Origin of the sequence: Enterobacter sp. HSTU-ASh6, from assembly GCF_026319105.1 — a bacterium.
Classification (GTDB): Bacteria; Pseudomonadota; Gammaproteobacteria; order Enterobacterales; family Enterobacteriaceae; genus Enterobacter; species Enterobacter sichuanensis.
On sequence record NZ_WSPD01000002.1, the window covers coordinates 51,731 to 69,323 of the forward strand.

Annotated in this window: 16 protein-coding genes; 13 read left to right on the forward strand and 3 right to left on the reverse strand. The window is 54.5% G+C overall.

Annotated elements, in window-relative coordinates; translation table 11 throughout:
- Positions 1–89 precede the first annotated feature (89 nt).
- From flgK to GM298_RS02535, 11 genes are all read left to right on the forward strand, one after another.
- Positions 90–1,724: a flagellar hook-associated protein FlgK gene (gene flgK, locus GM298_RS02485; RefSeq protein WP_266153521.1), complete on the forward strand. Its 1,635-nt coding sequence runs from the start codon at positions 90–92 to the stop codon at positions 1,722–1,724.
- A gap of 10 nt (positions 1,725–1,734) precedes the next feature.
- Positions 1,735–2,628 (forward strand): flagellar hook-associated protein FlgL, encoded by an 894-nt coding sequence (flgL, locus tag GM298_RS02490; RefSeq protein WP_025759754.1) that lies wholly within the window; start codon positions 1,735–1,737, stop codon positions 2,626–2,628.
- A gap of 71 nt (positions 2,629–2,699) precedes the next feature.
- Positions 2,700–4,325 carry a methyl-accepting chemotaxis protein gene (locus GM298_RS02495; RefSeq protein ID WP_266153522.1) on the forward strand — a complete coding sequence of 542 codons (1,626 nt, stop codon included), beginning with the start codon at positions 2,700–2,702 and terminating at the stop codon, positions 4,323–4,325.
- Between the two features lie 158 nt (positions 4,326–4,483).
- On the forward strand, positions 4,484–5,209 hold the full coding sequence (fliA, locus tag GM298_RS02500) for an RNA polymerase sigma factor FliA (RefSeq protein ID WP_025759752.1): 726 nt from the start codon (positions 4,484–4,486) through the stop codon (positions 5,207–5,209).
- Positions 5,210–5,570: 361 nt separating this feature from the next.
- Positions 5,571–5,921, forward strand: a complete 351-nt coding sequence (gene flhD, locus GM298_RS02505; RefSeq protein ID WP_025759751.1) for a flagellar transcriptional regulator FlhD — start codon at positions 5,571–5,573, stop codon at positions 5,919–5,921.
- Positions 5,922–5,923: 2 nt separating this feature from the next.
- Positions 5,924–6,499: a flagellar transcriptional regulator FlhC gene (gene flhC / locus GM298_RS02510; protein ID WP_025759750.1), complete on the forward strand. Its 576-nt coding sequence runs from the start codon at positions 5,924–5,926 to the stop codon at positions 6,497–6,499.
- An 84-nt stretch (positions 6,500–6,583) separates the two neighbouring features.
- Positions 6,584–7,480, forward strand: a complete 897-nt coding sequence (gene motA, locus GM298_RS02515; RefSeq protein ID WP_059385112.1) for a flagellar motor stator protein MotA — start codon at positions 6,584–6,586, stop codon at positions 7,478–7,480.
- Complete coding sequence (gene motB, locus GM298_RS02520) at positions 7,477–8,382, forward strand: flagellar motor protein MotB (protein WP_252086684.1); 906 nt, start codon at positions 7,477–7,479, stop codon at positions 8,380–8,382. The genes motA and motB overlap by 4 nt, the downstream gene beginning before the upstream one ends.
- Entirely contained in the window at positions 8,369–10,288 is a 1,920-nt protein-coding gene (gene cheA, locus GM298_RS02525) for a chemotaxis protein CheA (RefSeq protein WP_266153523.1), read from the forward strand. The genes motB and cheA overlap by 14 nt, the downstream gene beginning before the upstream one ends.
- Entirely contained in the window at positions 10,285–10,806 is a 522-nt protein-coding gene (locus tag GM298_RS02530) for a chemotaxis protein CheW (RefSeq protein WP_259566669.1), read from the forward strand. Before cheA ends, GM298_RS02530 begins: the two co-directional genes overlap by 4 nt.
- Before the next feature lie 100 nt (positions 10,807–10,906).
- Positions 10,907–11,806 carry a LysR family transcriptional regulator gene (locus GM298_RS02535; protein ID WP_262746269.1) on the forward strand — a complete coding sequence of 300 codons (900 nt, stop codon included), beginning with the start codon at positions 10,907–10,909 and terminating at the stop codon, positions 11,804–11,806.
- On the opposite strand, the gene GM298_RS02540 is transcribed toward GM298_RS02535, so the two are convergent.
- From GM298_RS02540 to GM298_RS02550, 3 genes are all read right to left on the reverse strand, one after another.
- Complete coding sequence (locus GM298_RS02540; RefSeq protein WP_262783449.1) at positions 11,781–12,572, reverse strand: substrate-binding domain-containing protein; 792 nt, start codon at positions 12,570–12,572, stop codon at positions 11,781–11,783. The two genes, GM298_RS02535 and GM298_RS02540, sit on opposite strands and share 26 nt — an antisense overlap.
- Before the next feature lies 1 nt (position 12,573).
- Entirely contained in the window at positions 12,574–13,872 is a 1,299-nt protein-coding gene (locus GM298_RS02545) for an MFS transporter (protein WP_266153524.1), read from the reverse strand.
- Positions 13,873–14,081: 209 nt separating this feature from the next.
- The gene (locus tag GM298_RS02550; protein WP_088244272.1) at positions 14,082–14,777 is read right to left on the reverse strand and encodes an EAL domain-containing protein; all 696 of its coding nucleotides are present in this window, start codon (positions 14,775–14,777) and stop codon (positions 14,082–14,084) included.
- A 983-nt stretch (positions 14,778–15,760) separates the two neighbouring features.
- Between GM298_RS02550 and GM298_RS02555 the strand changes: the two genes are divergently transcribed.
- Positions 15,761–16,579: a winged helix-turn-helix domain-containing protein gene (locus tag GM298_RS02555; RefSeq protein ID WP_161493419.1), complete on the forward strand. Its 819-nt coding sequence runs from the start codon at positions 15,761–15,763 to the stop codon at positions 16,577–16,579.
- Positions 16,580–16,999: 420 nt separating this feature from the next.
- Entirely contained in the window at positions 17,000–17,536 is a 537-nt protein-coding gene (locus GM298_RS02560; RefSeq protein ID WP_025760222.1) for a fimbrial protein, read from the forward strand.
- The last annotated feature ends 57 nt before the right edge of the window (positions 17,537–17,593 follow it).

Sequence of the window (17,593 nt, forward strand, 5' to 3'; positions counted from 1 at the left end):
TTTTGTCATCACCGATGAAATAAGCAGAGCCATGAACATCTGGCCCGGAAATCAATGCCGGGCCCGCAATCAGGGATTATCCAGAGCGTATGAACAACCTTTACAACTTAGCCAGAAATGGCATCAGCGTGGCGCAGGCCGCCATCCGGGTGACCGGCGATAACCTGACCAACGGGATGTCGGGCACCTACAGCCGCCGCAGCCTGCTTATCGGGGAGCTGGGTGGCATGTCAACCCCACAGGGCTTTTATGGCTTCGGGGCGCGCATCGGCGGGGTGGAGCGTGCTTACGACGCTTTCGCCAATACTCAGCTGCGGGATTCACTCTCCCAGTATGCGTCCCTGACTGGACGGATGGAGCAGCTGGCGGATATCGATAACATGCTGGGCGACGAGGCGGATAACGTGGACGTCTCGCTGAATAAGCTGTTTAAGGATATGGCGACGCTGAGCGGTGCCCCGGAAGACGGTCCGGCACGTGCGGCGGTGTTTACCTCACTTGAGGTGTTGGCCAACCGCTATAACGCCAGCGCCAAACGCCTGACCGGGCTGGAAAAGAGCACCAATACCCAGATCGAGCGCAGCGCCAACGAGATTAACAGCTTTACCGAGCAGCTGGCGCAGCTGAATAAGCAGCTGGAGCGCCTGCAGGGGAATGGTGCGCCGCCTGCCGATCTGCTGGACCAGCGCGACGCGCTGCTGGAGGGGCTGAGCGAGCAGATTGGCATCACGGTGACCGAAGATCAGACCTCCGGACGCGTCACGGTCACGCTGTCAGACGGACGTCCGCTGGTCTCCGGCGATACCGCATATAAACTGCAAACCTCACCGTCGGATGCCGACCCGAATAAAACCATCGTTTCCTATGTGGATGCTAACGGTAAGGCGTCGCCGCTGGATGAGAACAGCATCACCAAAGGCCGACTGGCCGGGCTGTTCAAATTCCGTAATGAAGACCTCACGATGGCGCGCCAGGACCTGGATCAGATCGCCTTTATGATGGCGCACCGGATGAACGAGCAGAACCGCGACGGGTTTACGCCAGACGGCGACCCGGGCGATGACCTGTTCTCACTGCCGGATATCAAGGCTATTGCCAATGCGAAGAACGCAGGTACTGGTTCGCTGGATCCGATCGCGGTTGTGAATTTCAAAGAGGTGAAATCCGAAAATTATGACATCCGTTTTGAAGGGGGAAACTGGGTTGTTAAAGGCGCAGATGGTCGTACCGTGCCGACCGTTATCGCTGGCGACAAGCTTAGATTCGACGGTGTCGAAATTACCCTTCCTGCGCCACCGGCCGTTATGGACGGGGATACATTCACCCTGAATCCAATGGCCGGTGCCGCCGAAGGTATCAGCCGAAAAATCACCAGCGCACAGGAATTCGCCGCTGCTGATGCAAAGGGTGGGTCGGGGAATAACAAAAACCTCGAAGAGATGTTGAAGATCCAGAAAGAGGCGCTGATCGGGAATGATACGCTCAGTGCGGCCTATGCCAGCCTGGCGGGGAAAATTGGTGAAAGCGCCCGCGAGGTCAAAGCCTACGCGACCAGCGCGGAAACCGATTTGCGTACCAAATACGACGCCAAACAGGAGCTTTCCGGGGTGAATATGGACGAGGAGCGCATCAATCTGGATATGTTTGGGCAATATTACCGGGCGAGTGCGCAGCTGCTGCAAACCGCCAACGATATGTTTGATGCCCTGCTGGCCATCCGCTAAGGAAAAGAAAATGCGAGTAAGCACGCTTTATATGTATAAGCAGAGCGCGGAGTCGATGACAAAGCGCATGGGTCAAAGTAACGAGATTTATCTGCGGATGTCGGCGGGAAAAACCCTGTTAAAGGCCTCCGATAACCCGACGGCCGCCACCGACGCGGTGAAGCATCAGGACGCGCTGGCGCAGCTGGAGATGTACAGCGGCGTGCGCGCCCGCGTGCGCAGTGCGCTGGAATATCAGGACAATATTCTCAATGGCGTCGGCAACCTGATGACCACCACCCTGAAGGAAAAAATGGTTGCCGCGGGATCTGACGCCTACTCTGACGAGGATCGCCGGGCGCTGGGCAAAGAGATTGAGGGGATACGCGCCAATTTGCTGGATCTCGCCAACAGTCGCGATTCCGCCGGTCGCTATATCTTCAGTGGTTTTAATACCGATACGCCAGCCTTTGATGAGAACGGTGATTATCAGGGGGGAGATGAAGCGCGTCAGCAGACGGTGGCAGATGGTACCACGATGCAAACCGGCCATCTGGGTGATGAAATTTTCGGTGATATTTTTGGTCTTCTCGACCGTGCCGTGGAGCAGCTAACCAAAGATCCGATCGACTACGACGCGATGCGTGCCGCCCTCGAAGATGCCAGCAAAGGTATCGATACCGGTATTGACCTTCTGGGTAAGGCGCAGGCTGAACTGGGTACCAACCTGCAGCAGCTTGATGCCCTGGATTTGACCGGCAACGTGCTGATCAACGACACCATTGTGAAAATACAGGACGCCATCGGCGCCGATACCAGCGTACTGGTGTCGCTGGTATCGGAATCGCAGATGTCGGAACTGGCCTTTAATGCATCGATGTTCGTTTACAAAAATATGCAGAAGATGAATCTGTTTAATATGTAATTCGAACGACCTCTTTATTCATTTCAGACGCTACCGCGTACGGCATGCCCGTGCGCGGAGGGTGGAAAATTATGTTAGCTAAACTCAAAATTTACAGCACCGTCACGCTGATTATCGGCCTGTTCGCGGTAATGCTTTTCGGCGTGACGGCCTATGCCGTGTTTAATGCCGTCTCCAGTAATCAGAATTTCAAACGTATTGTCGTGGCCTCTGAGAATAACGACCAGATGCGCGACGCGGCCTACAACATCAGCGCGGTCATGGCGAACACCAACGGCCTGATGCTGCAGGCGGCGCTGGGCAACCCGGTCTCGCAGAATGTTGCCAGCCATACGCTCAACGTGGTGAAAACCGCCCGCCGTAATATGGATGACTTTATGGCCTCACCGTTTAACACGGAGGAGGAGCGTCGTCTGGCGGCGGAAGTGAATGCGGCATTTGATGCGGTCTATAAAGTGGCGGAAGTGAAGCTCGGCTATGTGCAAAACCCGGCGGGGTATAGCGGCTCTCTGGAGCATGATATGGAGCTTCGCACCCAGCTGCGTAACAAGGTAGAGCAGTACACGGATGCCAGCGCGCGCGTCAGTGAAGAGATTACTCAGGCGTCAGCGCGCGACTACCAGATTATGCTGGGCGTCGGTCTGGTGGTGGTGCTGCTGGCGGTGGCGCTGCTGTTTGTGATCCGCTTCTGGCTGCGTCAGACCCTGGTTCAGCGTATGGCGATGACCGTCGATGTGCTTAAGCGTATCGCCGACGGCGATCTGAGCAAGGAGATTGAGGCTGGCAGCGAGAATGAAATCGGCAATATGCTCCGTGAGCTTGAGCAGATGCGCACCTCGCTGGCCACAACCGTCTCCGGTATTCGTGAAAGCGTGCAGCGTATTCACAACAACGCGCAGGAAATTGCCCACGGCAACAACGATCTCTCGTCCCGCACTGAAGAGCAGGCGGCGGCGCTGCAGGAGACGGCGGCCAGCATGGAGCAGATCAAAACCACCGTACGCCAGAATGCTGACAACGCCCACGCGGCGCGTGAACTGGCGGAAAGCGCCAGCACCAATGCCCATAACGGTGGCGAAGTGATGCAGAACCTGGAGCAGATCATGGCCCAGATCACCACCAGCTCGCGTCAGATTGCCGATATCAACGGCGTCATCGACAGCATTGCCAACCAGACCAACATCCTCGCCCTGAACGCGGCGGTGGAAGCGGCGCGCGCCGGTGAGCAGGGTCGCGGGTTTGCGGTGGTGGCCGAAGAGGTGCGTAACCTGGCCAAACGCAGCGCCGATGCGGCGAAAGAGATCAATCAGCTGATTAACACCAGCGTGAACAATATTGATATCGGTTCGCGTCAGGTAGGGCAGGCCAGCCAGGTGATGCAGGAGATTGTGACCTCCGTCGGGCAGGTGACCCAGATCATGGGCGAAATCACCTCCGCCTCGGACGAGCAGAGCGCGGGCATCAACCAGATCTCGCAGGCGGTGAACGAGATGGATCTGGTTACCCAGCAGAACGCGGCGATGGTGGAAGAGGCCGCGCTGGCGGCAAGCGAACTGGAAGCGCAGTCTGACGCGCTGGAGAAACTGGTGGCGCAATTTCGTCTTAACCAGGAAAGCCGTCAGGTAAACGTCACGCCCGCGCCTGAAAAAATGCCGCGTGCGAAAGAACTCGATCTGGCCCAGTGGGAAACCTTTTAATTCTGTGAATTACCGTCATTAATAACGACATATTTCCACGATGCGTGAAAATTCACGCGAAGTAACAGAATGCGCATTTTTATAAAGGCTTATCGCACTATTTGAATGCGCCATTACACCGGATAATTCTCGCAGAGAATAGTGGGTGGAATGTAATCGTGGATGGTATTTATACGGCCGAAGGGCTGGAAGATAAATCAGTAGTCTGGTCTAAATATCACTATCTGGTGCGGCAGGAAGCAATGCGTTTACATAAGCGGCTTCCTGCCAGCGTCGAGCTGGATGATTTAATTCAGGCAGGATCGATTGGCTTTTTAAGTGCGGTCGACAGTTTTGATCCGAAAAAAGGGGTAACGCTCACGGCGTGGATCACCCAGCGGGTGAAATGGGCGTTATTAGATGAGCTGAGAGAAAGCGACTGGGTTCCGCGACGGGTTCGCACCCATACGCGGGAAATAGTCGCGATTATTCAGCAAATCGAACAGGAAAAAGGCGGTGAAGCCACTGAGGCTGAAATTGCAGAGCGCATGGGCGTATCGCTGCAGGAATTTCAGCAGATGCTGGCAGATAATAATGCCAGTCAGATGTATTCGGTTGATGAGCTTCAGGAGAATTATGCCGACAGCTGGGAAACAAGCGATGACGAAAATGAATCGCTTAATCCACTGAATGATGCTGTCCGCCAGAATCTCATCGAGCGTATTACGGAACATATTCAGTTCATACCCGAAAGAGAGCAGGTGCTGTTGCAGCTCTATTATCTTCAGGATTTGAACATGAAAGAGATTGGCCTGGTGTTGGGTATCACGGAAACACGGGTGAGCCAGCTGCACAGCCTGGCGGTTAAAAGGTTAAGAAGTCGTATGGAATCGGATTGCCGATAAATACAGGTTCTTAACATTTATAATGTTAACACCGGTTAAGCAGCAGGATTAATCATTAAAATCAAGGTTTAATAACGTTTAACAATGCTTTATTAACTTTTTAAATCAACAGGTTAACAGTGACTGGAGGATTTGGAGACATTTCTGTCGCTTGTTCGGAAAATACTTAGTGTTTATGATTTTGCCAGTTTTGTGATGCAGCCTCCTTTGGCATTGAGAAGTACGTAACGCATTTACTGAGGAAGAATGACTTACCTCAGTGAATATCAATACCAAAAGACTCTCTGCATCAGTTCGGAAACGTTATCTATCTAAACTGACATGCCAGCTATTGGCTGAATAACATTGGGAGTTTTCGCCTGTGTCTAATTTCGACGAGTACCTGCAGAATATTCATGATATTAACCTGTCCTATTTACTGCTGGCCCAGCAGCTGATTCGTCAGGATAAATTCGCGGCGGGTTTTCGCCTGGGGTTGTCTGAAGGAACCATTGATAACCTGAAAGAACTTTCGTTGCCGCAATTAATGAAACTGGCGACAACCAATCAGCTTATTTGTCGTCTGCGCGTGGATGATGAAGTAGTGATTGAAAATTTAACCAAGGATTCGCGCATTGAAGCCCTGCAGCAGATCCATACCGGCATTATTTTGTCGACCCATCTTCTGAATGCTTTAAGTGAAGAAGATGCCGTGACGGCGGAGGAGGCATAATCATGTGTGGTGAAAAAAGTCTGCTGCAGGAAATTGATGAAGTGAATATCGCCATGGGATTAATTTCTCTCGGGGCGAGAATGCAGGTGCTGGAATCAGAAACGTCTCTGAGCCGTCGTCGTCTGCTGCGTTTATATAAAGAATTACGCGGCTGTCCGCCGCCAAAAGGGATGCTGCCTTTTTCAGAAGACTGGTTTATGTCGTGGGAGCAGAATATTCACTCGTCCATGTTCTACAACATTTACCTCTATTTGAAAAAGACCGAACAGGGACGCTCCATTGAAATGCTGATGAAGACCTATCGTCTTTATCTGGAGCAGTGCAGCACCTGTTCCGATGAAAAACCGGTACTGGGTCTGACCCGTGCCTGGACATTATTACGCTTTATCGACTGCGGCATTATTTCGCGTAAAGCCTGCAGCGTGTGTGGCGGCGGTTTTATCGTCACCACCGAATTTATCAAAAACCCATTTACCTGCAGCTTGTGCAGCCCGCCGTCGCGTGCGCTTAAAAAATCCCAGGTGAGCAATCCCGGCCTGCTGGGGGCGTTCGCCGCGCCGGAGATCCTCACGGCGTAAATCCTGACGGGCGGATATGTACAAGATGGCGTTTACCTGATGCCGGGAAAACCGGCATCGGTCAAGTAAGGAAAAGGAGAGAGTGTGTTAGTTATTGTTGGCTATCTTGTTGTCATATCGACCGTTTTTGGTGGTTTTCTCTTATCCGGCGGTAACCTGATGGCGCTGTTTCAGCCGCTGGAGCTGTTGATTATCGGCGGGGCCGGGGTCGGGGCGTTTATCGTTGGCAACAACGTGAAATCCCTTAAAGCAACGGGCAAGGCGCTGGTTAAGCTGTTCGTGGGTAAGCGCTACAACAAAGCGGTGTACATGGACCTGATGGCGCTGATGTTCCTGCTGCTCTCCCAGAGCCGCGTGCACGGGCTGATGTCGCTGGAAAAGGACATTGAAGACCCGCAGAACAGCGATATTTTTAGCGCCTATCCCCGCCTGATGAGCGACCCGATGCTCGCCAACTTTATCCTCGACTACTTCCGCCTGATGATTGGCGGCAGCATGAATTCCCATGAAATCGAAGCCCTGATGGATGAGGAGATCGAGACCTGCGAAGAGGAGCTGGAAGTGCCTGCCCACAGCCTCAATACGGTGGGCGATGCGTTTCCGGCGTTCGGCATTGTGGCGGCGGTGATGGGGGTGGTGAACGCCCTGGGGTCGGCGGATCGTCCGGCGGCGGAGCTGGGCGTCCTGATTGGCCACGCGCTGGTAGGGACCTTCCTCGGGATCCTTATCGCCTATGGTTTCGTGCTGCCGCTGGCCACCCTGCTGCGCCAGAAGAGTTCCGATCAGGTCAAAATCCTGCAGTGCATCAAGGTGACGCTGCTCTCCAGTCTCAACGGCTATGCCCCGCAGATTGCCGTGGAATTTGGCCGTAAGACCATCTTTACCAGCGAACGTCCGTCGTTCGAAGAGCTGGAAGAGCACGTGCGCGAAGTGAAGTCCAACGCCACGCTGAAAACCAAAACCTCGGACAGCGCCGCATGAAGAACGTCACGCCTGTCATCATTTCCCGTAAGCGCAAAAAGAAAAAGCATGCGCACCACGGCGGTACCTGGAAGATTGCCTATGCCGACTTTATGACCGCCATGATGGCCTTTTTCCTGGTGATGTGGCTGCTGTCGCAGTCCACGGACATGGAGAGGGAGCTGATAGCCGACTACTTCCGCATGCCGCTGAAGCCGTCGATGGCGAACGGCGATAAGACCAGCCTCAGCGACAGCGTCATCCCCGGCGGCGGGGATGACATTCTCAAGCGGCAGGGCGAAGTGTTTAAAGGACAGCTGAGCCAGATCGATAAGCACAAGCGCGTCGAGAGCCTGAAGCAGGCAAAAGAGAAGCTGCAGAAGATGATTGAAACCGATCCGCGGCTTAACAACTTCAAGTCCAACATTTTGCTGAATCTGACCAACGACGGTCTGCTGATCCAGATCACCGACTCCCAGGACCGCCCCATGTTCCGCGTGGGCAGCGAGCTGCCGGAATCCTACATGAACGGCATTCTGCAGGCGCTGGTGCCGCTGCTGCAGGAGCTGCCTAACGCGCTGAGCCTGACGGGCCATACCGACTCCCTGCCGTATGCCGGGGGCGAGGGCGGCTACAGCAACTGGGAGCTGTCCGCCGGTCGTGCCAACGCCGCGCGTCGGGTGCTGGTCAGGGCCGGGCTGAGCGATGAGCGCTTTCTGCGCGTGATTGGCACCGCCAGCCGGATGCCGCTGGAGAACACCCCGCCTGAAAGCGCGGTGAACCGCCGCATCAGCATTCTGGTCCTCAGCCGCTCGAAAGAGCAGGAGATCCGTCTGGAAGATACCCAGGCCCAGCGTGCAGAAAGCGTGCTGAGCGACATCAATCTGCAAAACGTGCAGGGCTATACCGATGGACATGAATGATTTTTCGCAGATCTTTTTTACTGAGGCAGAAGAGCTGCTGGCCGACATGGAGCAGCATCTGCTGCAGCTTGATGTGGTGGTGCCGGACCAGGAGCAGCTGAATGCCATCTTCCGCGCGGCACACTCCCTGAAAGGGGGCGCAGCGACCTTCGGTTTTACCGCCTTACAGGAGACCACCCACCTGCTGGAGAACCTCCTCGACCAGGCGCGGGCAGGGGAGAGGACGCTCAGTCGCTCGATCATCAACCTTTTTCTGGAATGTAAGGACATTATGCAAGCGCAGCTGGAAGCCTATCAGGCTTCGCAGGAGCCTGATGACGCTCAATTTCGCTATATCTGTGAAGCCCTCAGAGAAATAGCTCTTGAAGGAAAACCGCCCGCACCTGAGCCCGCGCCCGTGCCAGCCAGCACGGCCGGGGAGAAGGAAGCCACGCTGGTCGTGACCCTGCGCGACGTTGACGCGCGCGAGCAGACGATGCTGCGCGACGAACTGAGCAATATGGGGACGATTACAGACACGCAGACCTCGTCTGACGGCATGACGGTGACGCTACAGACCACCGCCTCGGCGGACGATATCACCGCCGTGCTCTGCTTTGTGCTCGACAGCAAGCAGATTGAGGTCCGGCCCGCAGCACCTGCAGCGGCACCAGCGCCCGCTGCGCCACCCGAAACCGTTGCCAAAAAAGCGCCACCGGCGCCGCGGGCAGCCAGTCAGGAGTCCGGCAGCATTCGCGTGGCGGTGAGTAAAGTGGACCAGATCATCAACCAGGTGGGCGAGCTTATCATCACCCAGGCGATGCTCTCCCAGCTCTCTCGGACCCTCGATCCGGCCAGCTACGATCTGCTGTCCGGTTGCGTGGCGCAGATGGAGCGCAACACCCGCGAGCTGCAGGAGTCGGTGATGTCCATTCGTATGATGCCGATGGACTACGTCTTCAGCCGCTTCCCACGGCTGGTGCATGACCTGGGCGCTCGGCTGAATAAAGAGGTCGAGCTGACCCTGAAAGGCGGCTCTGCCGAGCTGGATAAGAGCCTGATCGAGCGCATTATCGACCCGCTGACCCACCTGGTGCGTAACAGTCTGGACCACGGCATTGAAGAGAAAGAGGTGCGCGTCGCGAAAGGCAAACCGGTCACCGGCAACCTGACGCTCTCGGCCGAACACCACGGCGGCAATATCGTGATTGAAGTGAGCGACGACGGGGCCGGGCTGAACCGGGAGAAGATCCTCGCCAAAGCCCGTTCCCAGGGGATGACCATCAGCGACACCATGAGCGACGACGACGTCTGGATGCTGATCTTCGCCGCCGGTTTCTCCACCGCCGAGAGCGTGACGGACGTCTCCGGGCGCGGCGTCGGCATGGACGTGGTGCGACGCAACATTCTGGCGATGGGCGGTCATGTGGACGTGCTCTCCACGCCGGGAGCCGGCACCACCATCCGCATTATCCTGCCGCTGACCCTGGCCATCCTCGACGGCATGCTGGTGAAGGTGGGGGAGGAGATTTACGTCCTGCCGCTGGGCGCGGTGATGGAATCGCTGCGGCCGACCGACGAGATGCTGTGCCGCTTCGTCGGCGAAGAGCGCCTGCTGCAGGTGCGCGGCGAATATCTGCCGCTGGTGCTGCTGCGCCAGCGTCTCTCGGTGGCGGGCGAGGCCCCAGACGACGATGGCATTGTGGTCATCGTGCAAAGCGCGGGCTGCCGCTACGCGCTGTGGGTCGACCAGCTTATCGGCCAGCAGCAGGTGGTGGTCAAGAACCTTGAACATAACTACCGCAAAGTGCCTGGCGTCTCCGCAGCAACCATCCTCGGTGATGGCAGCGTGGCGCTGATCCTTGATGTGGTTGAGCTCTCAACGCTCAACGCTCCACAACCCCAGAGGGAGGGGGTAAACGCATGACCGTAGCAACCGCGAGTAAACCCGCCGCACCCGACGCCATCGCTCAGGAGTACCTGGTATTCCGCCTGGGCGATGAAGAGTACGGCATTGATATCCTTAAAGTGCAGGAGATCCGCGGCTGCGATCGCCTGACGCGTATTCCGAACGCGCCGAACTTTATCACCGGCGTAACCAACCTGCGCGGCGTGATTGTGCCGATTGTCGATCTGCGCGTGCGCTTTGAACTGCCCGACCCGACGCAGGACGACAGCACGGTGGTGATTGTCCTCAATCTCAATGACCGCGTGGTGGGCATTGTGGTGGACGGCGTGGTGGACGTGCTGTCAATGGACGTGGATAAGATCAAACCGACCCCGGATGTGGCCTCGGTGCTCTCCGGGCGCTACCTGCTGGGGCTCGGGGTGCTCGACAGCCGAATGATTATTCTGGTGAATATTGAAATGCTGCTGAGCCGCGAGGAGCTGGCGCTGGTGGATGCGGTGGCGTCGTCGCACAGCGAGGCCCATAGCCTCGTGTAGCGCTTTGCGGACACACATCAGCGGCAGAGGTTGCCGCTGATTCATAAGTCGCTATTATGAATGTCCGAGTTTCCAGAAAGCGCTAAGGATTGCCAGAAAAATGCCCGTCAATTTCGACCTCAACGATCTTTACGCCTTCAGAGCCCTGGTGGAGTACGGTAACTTCCGCATCGCCGCGGAGTCTATCTGCCTCTCCCAGTCCGCCCTGAGCCGCCGCATTGAGAAGCTGGAGGCGGCCGTCGGCGCGAAGCTGTTCGACAGAACCACCCGGCGCGTAACGCTGACTCTTTTCGGGCAAACCTTTGCCGATCGCTGCGGGCAACTTCTGGAAAATGTGGAGTCGATGCTGGCGGATATCGACAGGGTGAGCGAGGAGCGCACCGGGCTTGTCACCGTCGCCACCGTGCCGTCGGCGGCCTGCCATTTTATGCCGGAGGTGATCCGTCAGTTTCACAGCCGCTATCCGCGCGTGCGCATCAGGCTTATCGACAGCAGCGCGGGCAACGTCATTGAGGCGGTGGCCAGCGGCCAGGCGGACTTTGGCATCTGCTTTGCCAGAAGCCTGCAGCCGGATATCACCTTTATGCCGCTGGTGGAGGATGTGTATGTCGCCGCGTGCCGTCGCGATCATCCGCTCGCGGGGCGCAAAAGCCTCACCTGGCAGGCGTTTTATCAGCAGGATTACATCAGCCTGGATATTACGTCCGGGAACCGCAATCTGCTCGATCAGATGCTCGGCCATATTAAGCCCGAGCGTCCAGGCATTTGTGAGACGCGCCACGTGACAACCATGCTGGGAATGGTCGAAGCGGGGATCGGCATTGCTGCCGTCCCCGCCATGTCAATGCCCCATTCTGAGAACACTATTTTGACCTCTGTCCCGCTGACCGAGCCCGAAGTCAAACGCACTGTCGGGCTGATCCGGCGCAGCGGGCGGATTCAGTCGTGGATTGCCGCCGAGCTGGAAACCCTCATTACTGCCCGTTACCGCGCGGCGTAGCGACGGGGATCATCCCGGTGGCGGTGATGGTCTCCTGCGCCTGCGGCGACGCGAGGTAATCCAGCAGGGCTTTCCCCGCGGCAGGGTGCTCCGCGTGGGCGGTGACCGCTCCGGCAAAACGGGTGATGTACTGCAGGTTATCCGGCAGTTTGCCGACAAAGGTCACGCCGGGCACGGGCAACAGTTCGCTGACCTGCTGGAATCCCACGGCGTATTTCCCTTTCGCCACCTCAGAGGCAACCGGGATCCGCTCCACCTTGTGCGCTTTTCCCGCCACCTGCGCGTCAATCCCCAGCTTTTTGAACAGCGCACTTTGCACATACCGGCCGCTGGCGCTGTCGGAGTAGGCGATAGTGCTGGCCGCAAGCAGGGTCTGTTTTAGCGCGCTGTCCGTGGCGATATCCGGCACGGGCGACCCGGCTTTCACCACCATGCCGATGGGCGAATCTGCCAGCTCCACGCGAGAATCCGCGTTGACCATCCGGTCTTTTGCCAGATGCGCCAGCGCATCGCCGACCATGATCACCACGTCCGCTTTTTCACCGCGTGCCAGCCGGTTGGGGATCGCCTGCGGCGTCTGTCCCATCGACGGCCCCGGGATCAGCACGATGTGGTCACCCGTCCGGGCTTCATACCCGGGGGCGAGTTTTTCCAGCGCGGCCTTAAAACCGCCCGAAATCATAACCGTCACCTCCTGGGCCAGCGCGCCTGCGCTGGTGGCCAGCAATACCAGCCCGGTCAGTCCTGAACGTAAGAATGTGCGCATATTATCCTCGCTGAACTTGCAGGCTCATGGCGCTGCGACGGTAGAGATAAAACGTTGCCAGCAGCGCACAAATCGCCGCGAAGCTCATCCAGTAGCCCGGTGAGGCTTTATCGCCGGTGTACTCAATCAGGGCCGTCGAAATGACTGGGGTAAAGCCGCCGAAGATCGCCGTGGCAAGGCTGTAGGCCAGTGAGAAACCGGCAACACGCACCTCGACCGGCATGATCTCCGTCAGCGCCGGGATCATCGCGCCGTTATACAGACCATAAAGGAAGGAGAGCCACAGCAGCACACTCAGCATCATGGAGAAGCTCGGGGCGCTCGCCAGCAGCGTCAGGGCCGGATAGCTGGTCGCCAGCGCCAGCAGGGTCATGGCAATCAGAACCGGTTTGCGGCCGAAGCGGTCCGACAGGGCACCGCCCACCGGCAGCCAGATAAAGTTCGAGATCGCCACCAGCAGCGTCACCAGCAGGCTGTCTGAGGCGCTGAGCATCAGCACCTTTTTGCCAAAGGTGGGCGCGTAGACGGTGATCAGGTAGAACGCGGTGGTGGTCATGGCCACCATCAGCATGCCCGCGACCACGACCGGCCAGTTCGCCAGCAGGGTGGTAAAGACCTGACGCATCGCCAGCGTGTGACGGCGCGCGCGGAACTCCTCGGTCTCTTCCAGCTTGCGGCGCAGGAAGAAGATAAACGGCACAATCAGACAGCCGAACAGGAACGGGATGCGCCAGCCCCATTCGCGAATGGCGCTCTCTTCCAGCACCGCGTTCAGCGCAAAGCCCATTGCGGCGGCCACCATGATCGCCACCTGCTGACTGCCGGATTGCCAGCTGGTAAAGAAGCCCTTGCGGCCCGGCGTGGCAATTTCAGCCAGATAGACCGACACCCCGCCAAGCTCCGCCCCGGCGGAAAAGCCCTGCAGCAGACGTCCCACCAGCACCAGCAGCGGCGCCCACAGGCCGATACTTTCATAAGAGGGGATCAGCACAATCAGGAAGGTGCCGGCTGCCATAATCGACAGGGTGGTGATCAACCCTTTGCGACGGCCGACCTTGTCGATGTAAGCCCCGAGGACAATTGCGCCGATGGGGCGCATTAAGAAGCCTGCGCCGAAGACGGCGAAGGTCATCATCAGCGACGCGAATTCACTGCTCGCCGGGAAGAAGGTATGCGCGATATAGGTGGCGTAGAACCCGAACAGGAAGAAGTCGAATTGCTCGAGGAAATTGCCCGAGGTGACGCGAAGTATCGCGCCCGCTCGTGCACAAACGGTTGCAGGTGGGGTTGAGGAAATCATGGTCGTCTCCAGTTTATTATTGACGTATTGTCCGTCTGTTTCTGAAAACTGGATCAGGAAGGGAAAATTAATAAGCGCAAATTGTACATAAGCTGATGCGTGACATGCATCAATGTTAAGTGGTGCAACAGGATAGTTGTTATTTACAATAACTTAACATCCGTTTAATTAACCGGTTACTGCAGGAGGGCTGCATTTCACTCTTACAGTTATGTGACATTGCGCATAGAGCCCCGGGCGGCTTGAACAGACGGGACCTGCACCGCATGGATTTTTTTCTCCGGCCAGTAAAACCCCTGAGCAAGATCGGCACCCGCCAGCGATGCCGTTCTGACGTCACCCTGACTTTCAACACCTTCTGCAAGGACCACCGTTCCGAAACGCCGTGCTTCAGCGATCAGTTGCGCTAAACCCGCGCAATCGTTGCGATACTGCTGGAAAGCAGCGCAGTCGAGTTTTACCCCATCAAACACCAGCCCGCTATCGGTAAGCGTACTGTCATAGTCGCTGAGATAATCATCGAGCCAGACCTCCATACCGGCATGCTGAAGCCGCCGGAGATTCTCATCCAGTAATGCGAGCCTGGAGGCGTCAAGACGGGCGATTGCCATTGGGTCCTGAAGTTCAATGACCCCCGGTAAAGGGTCTTGCAGAAGCGCCGCGGCTCCCTCTTCGCTGGCGAGAATGGTCGTGGTGAGGTTAACAAAGAGCTTTACATGGATTCTTTGTCTTGCAAGGGTGTTGAGCTGCCACTTTCTCAACTGCAGAAGCTGGGCGGAAGAGCACTGTTCAAACCACTCTGCAATATTGACCTCAGCGGGAGGCTCAGACAGTACCTCATATCCATGAAGTTGCCCGGTAGTGAGTGACATTATGGGTTGCAGTCGAATTGTAAAACGTTTCATGACGAGGCTGGTGTGTGATTTTATTGGTGGTTAATTCTATATCTCGCCCTCCATTCAATGGGATTGAACTTTTCAATCGGCGTAAAAATAGTTTTTTGTGCTGGTTTTGTGGCTTTTATCGGCTCGCTTAATGTTTTTCTGCGAGTGTTTATACCCTGTTCATCATATGTAGTTTTTTGGTTAAGGTGATCAGTCTGCTAATTAATGTAATTAAAAAAGTCAGACTGAATTGTAAATATTTAACCGGCCATGTAAGCGCAGGTGCGCTGTTTTTAATCGCCTTAATCACAGGAGCATAAAACGCTAAAAGACAGAGTAATGTTGGTGGGTATGCAGGCGAGGGAGGAAGGCAAAACGGAATGACATGGGTGTACGAGACTGATTTTTCTACAGCTTTGTTGAGGCGGAGGAGCACTGAGATATCAGAATTGTATTTTTGTTGTGAATTTTAAGCTTAAATCTCATTAAAACTTGATTTAGATCAATTCTGTTCTCTGTTTTCAGTTTTTTCTCATCTTGAATGTTACTTATGTTACATTTCAAAACAACCATTATTTCATTTAACTTGTTGTTTATTAATGTTTTTATATGTGACGACAAGCGGTATTGAGTATGTGTTGAGCATTTCAGATGAGTCCCTTTCTTAATTTAATAATCCTGATTATTCCTGATTAGTCAAAGAGAGTCGGGTAAGTTGGTTCAAATTTATTATTAATTTTCAAGATTAAAATATTAAATTTTTGTCTTTTTAAGTAAATGATGCGATTTTTTGCCTGTGATACAGTGCAAAATTCTGACTATGTGGCCTGCATTGTGTAATGTATCCTGGACTTCGCAAAAAAAATAAACTTCACAAGATGAAAATATTAAAAATGATCTGCGTCACGTACCAAAACAAGGTAACGCAACCAGGTGCCATTTCGCGTATGCCCACGCCCGGAGGAAAACTTACTTAACAAGAGTATATGTATATGAAATTTATAATGAATAAGCAGATAATTTTTGACTCAGATATGTGTACGTTGGGCCTCGAAGATTCTCAGGATGAGTTGATTCAAATTTCGAATCCTACAAAGAGACTTTTATTGTTGCTGATCGCCCATAAGGGAGAGGCAATAAAAAGGGAGGTTATATTTAAGAAAGTCTGGGACGACTATGGCATGGTTTCCAGCAACAATAATCTTAATCAGTGCGTAAGCAAGTTACGCAAGATTATGAAGAACCTTGGCATGGATGAGGAGGTGATTGTTACCGTTCCCAAAATAGGCTTTATGCTGCATCAGCAGGTTGATGTCGAAAAATGCTCAGAGCCGGTTGACGTCATCGAGGATATCCCTTCTGAAACCGAAACCGCTTATATTGCCGACGGGCGTTTACTAAACGGCAAAATTGCCGAACGCAGCACGGGCGAAGTATCACGCTGGCGCATTATGAAAACAGGAATATTAAATCAGCTGATGCTTTTTTTCTCTGTTATGGCGCTGGGCGGGGCTGCAGGATTCTGGTTTGCCAGTAAGCCCGTGGAACGTAATGAGATTTACATAGGAAATGCTGGCTCCTGTAAGGTCATGATGTCTGAACAGGCGCTGAACAGTATAACCAATCCTGACGTAAAGAAAGGCGTGATGGATTTTGCGATAAAGCTAAACCCCGTCTGTAAGAGTAATGAGTATGTCCTGATCATCAAAAGCAGTTCGTTTAAAACGTATTCTTCCAATCTCTCGCGTCTCTACTTCATGCGCTGCGGCATAATGAGTGACGGCAAAGCAGAGATATGCTGGGGGTTATTGCCACCACGCTGAGTGCATTATCCTTTTATTTTCCCGGTATTCACCGGGAATTTCTCCTTCCTTCTTGATTACCGGTTTATTTCACCCATACAGTCAACAGCCTTTTCTCCCTCATCATCTTGCGAAAAGCATAATTCCTTTTCTTCTCCCTCACAGGCGCATAAGTAATCACTGCAATTATGATGTGGGCGATATAAAAAGCTTAATTCAACATTAAATTTCCTTAATGACCAGAATTATAATCTTAAGATTTGTGATTTAATAGTTAATTGTTTTTGCAATAAGAATTTTCGTATAGATTTGTTTCTGCAACTTACCGGGCAGGGTTTACGCGTTCGCCTTTATTTGGCGTTCAATTTTATATGACCGGTTTGTCTGTAAAAAAAGGAAGTTTTCATTATCGGTTCAATTGATAAAACAGGAATAAGCGTTATGAACAAGAAAAATATTATTGCGTTAGTACTGGGATCATCATTGGTCTCTGGTGGGGCTTTTGCTGCGTCTGACAACACCATCACGTTCCAGGGGGAAGTCACGGATGAAACCTGTTCAGTTGCCGTAAACGGTAACAGTGCCTCTCCGGTGGTGTTATTGCCAACGGTCAGCGCCTCTGATCTTGCCGCCAGCGGTGATACTGCGGGACCGGTCACGTTTGATATCGGGGTCAGCGGTTGCACGGGTAACGCCAGTGGGGAAACGAAAATCTCAACGGTGTTTGTCGGCAACCAGGTAACGTCTAACGGTAATCTCGGCAATACCGGTACTGCGAAGAACGTTGAAGTCCAGATCCTGGATACCGCAAACGCCGTCGTGAACCTGAGCAATGGTTTCACCGGTAATGGCGACCTCAAGCTGGCAGCGAACCAGACGGACGCCTCCGCGACCTATACCGCGCAGTATTATGCCAACGCAGCGGCGACGGCGGGTACGGTAGAGGCCACGTTGCAATACGCCGTTTCCTATCAGTAACAGGCCGCACTGGAACTAACGTGTGCGCGTTTTGCAGGATGCAAACGTGCACATTCC

Excerpts from the sequence above, each read along its gene's own strand:
- flgK (WP_266153521.1), top strand. The coding sequence starts at position 90 with ATGAACAACCTTTACAACTTAGCCAGAAATGGCATCAGCGTGGCGCAG.
- flgL (WP_025759754.1), top strand. The coding sequence starts at position 1,735 with ATGCGAGTAAGCACGCTTTATATGTATAAGCAGAGCGCGGAGTCGATG.
- GM298_RS02495 (WP_266153522.1), top strand. The coding sequence starts at position 2,700 with ATGTTAGCTAAACTCAAAATTTACAGCACCGTCACGCTGATTATCGGC.
- flhC (WP_025759750.1), top strand. The coding sequence starts at position 5,924 with ATGTGTGGTGAAAAAAGTCTGCTGCAGGAAATTGATGAAGTGAATATC.
- motB (WP_252086684.1), top strand. The coding sequence starts at position 7,477 with ATGAAGAACGTCACGCCTGTCATCATTTCCCGTAAGCGCAAAAAGAAA.
- cheA (WP_266153523.1), top strand. The coding sequence starts at position 8,369 with ATGGACATGAATGATTTTTCGCAGATCTTTTTTACTGAGGCAGAAGAG.
- GM298_RS02530 (WP_259566669.1), top strand. The coding sequence starts at position 10,285 with ATGACCGTAGCAACCGCGAGTAAACCCGCCGCACCCGACGCCATCGCT.
- GM298_RS02535 (WP_262746269.1), top strand. The coding sequence starts at position 10,907 with ATGCCCGTCAATTTCGACCTCAACGATCTTTACGCCTTCAGAGCCCTG.
- GM298_RS02540 (WP_262783449.1), bottom strand. The coding sequence starts at position 12,572 with ATGCGCACATTCTTACGTTCAGGACTGACCGGGCTGGTATTGCTGGCC.
- GM298_RS02545 (WP_266153524.1), bottom strand. The coding sequence starts at position 13,872 with ATGATTTCCTCAACCCCACCTGCAACCGTTTGTGCACGAGCGGGCGCG.
- GM298_RS02550 (WP_088244272.1), bottom strand. The coding sequence starts at position 14,777 with ATGAAACGTTTTACAATTCGACTGCAACCCATAATGTCACTCACTACC.
- GM298_RS02555 (WP_161493419.1), top strand. The coding sequence starts at position 15,761 with ATGAATAAGCAGATAATTTTTGACTCAGATATGTGTACGTTGGGCCTC.
- GM298_RS02560 (WP_025760222.1), top strand. The coding sequence starts at position 17,000 with ATGAACAAGAAAAATATTATTGCGTTAGTACTGGGATCATCATTGGTC.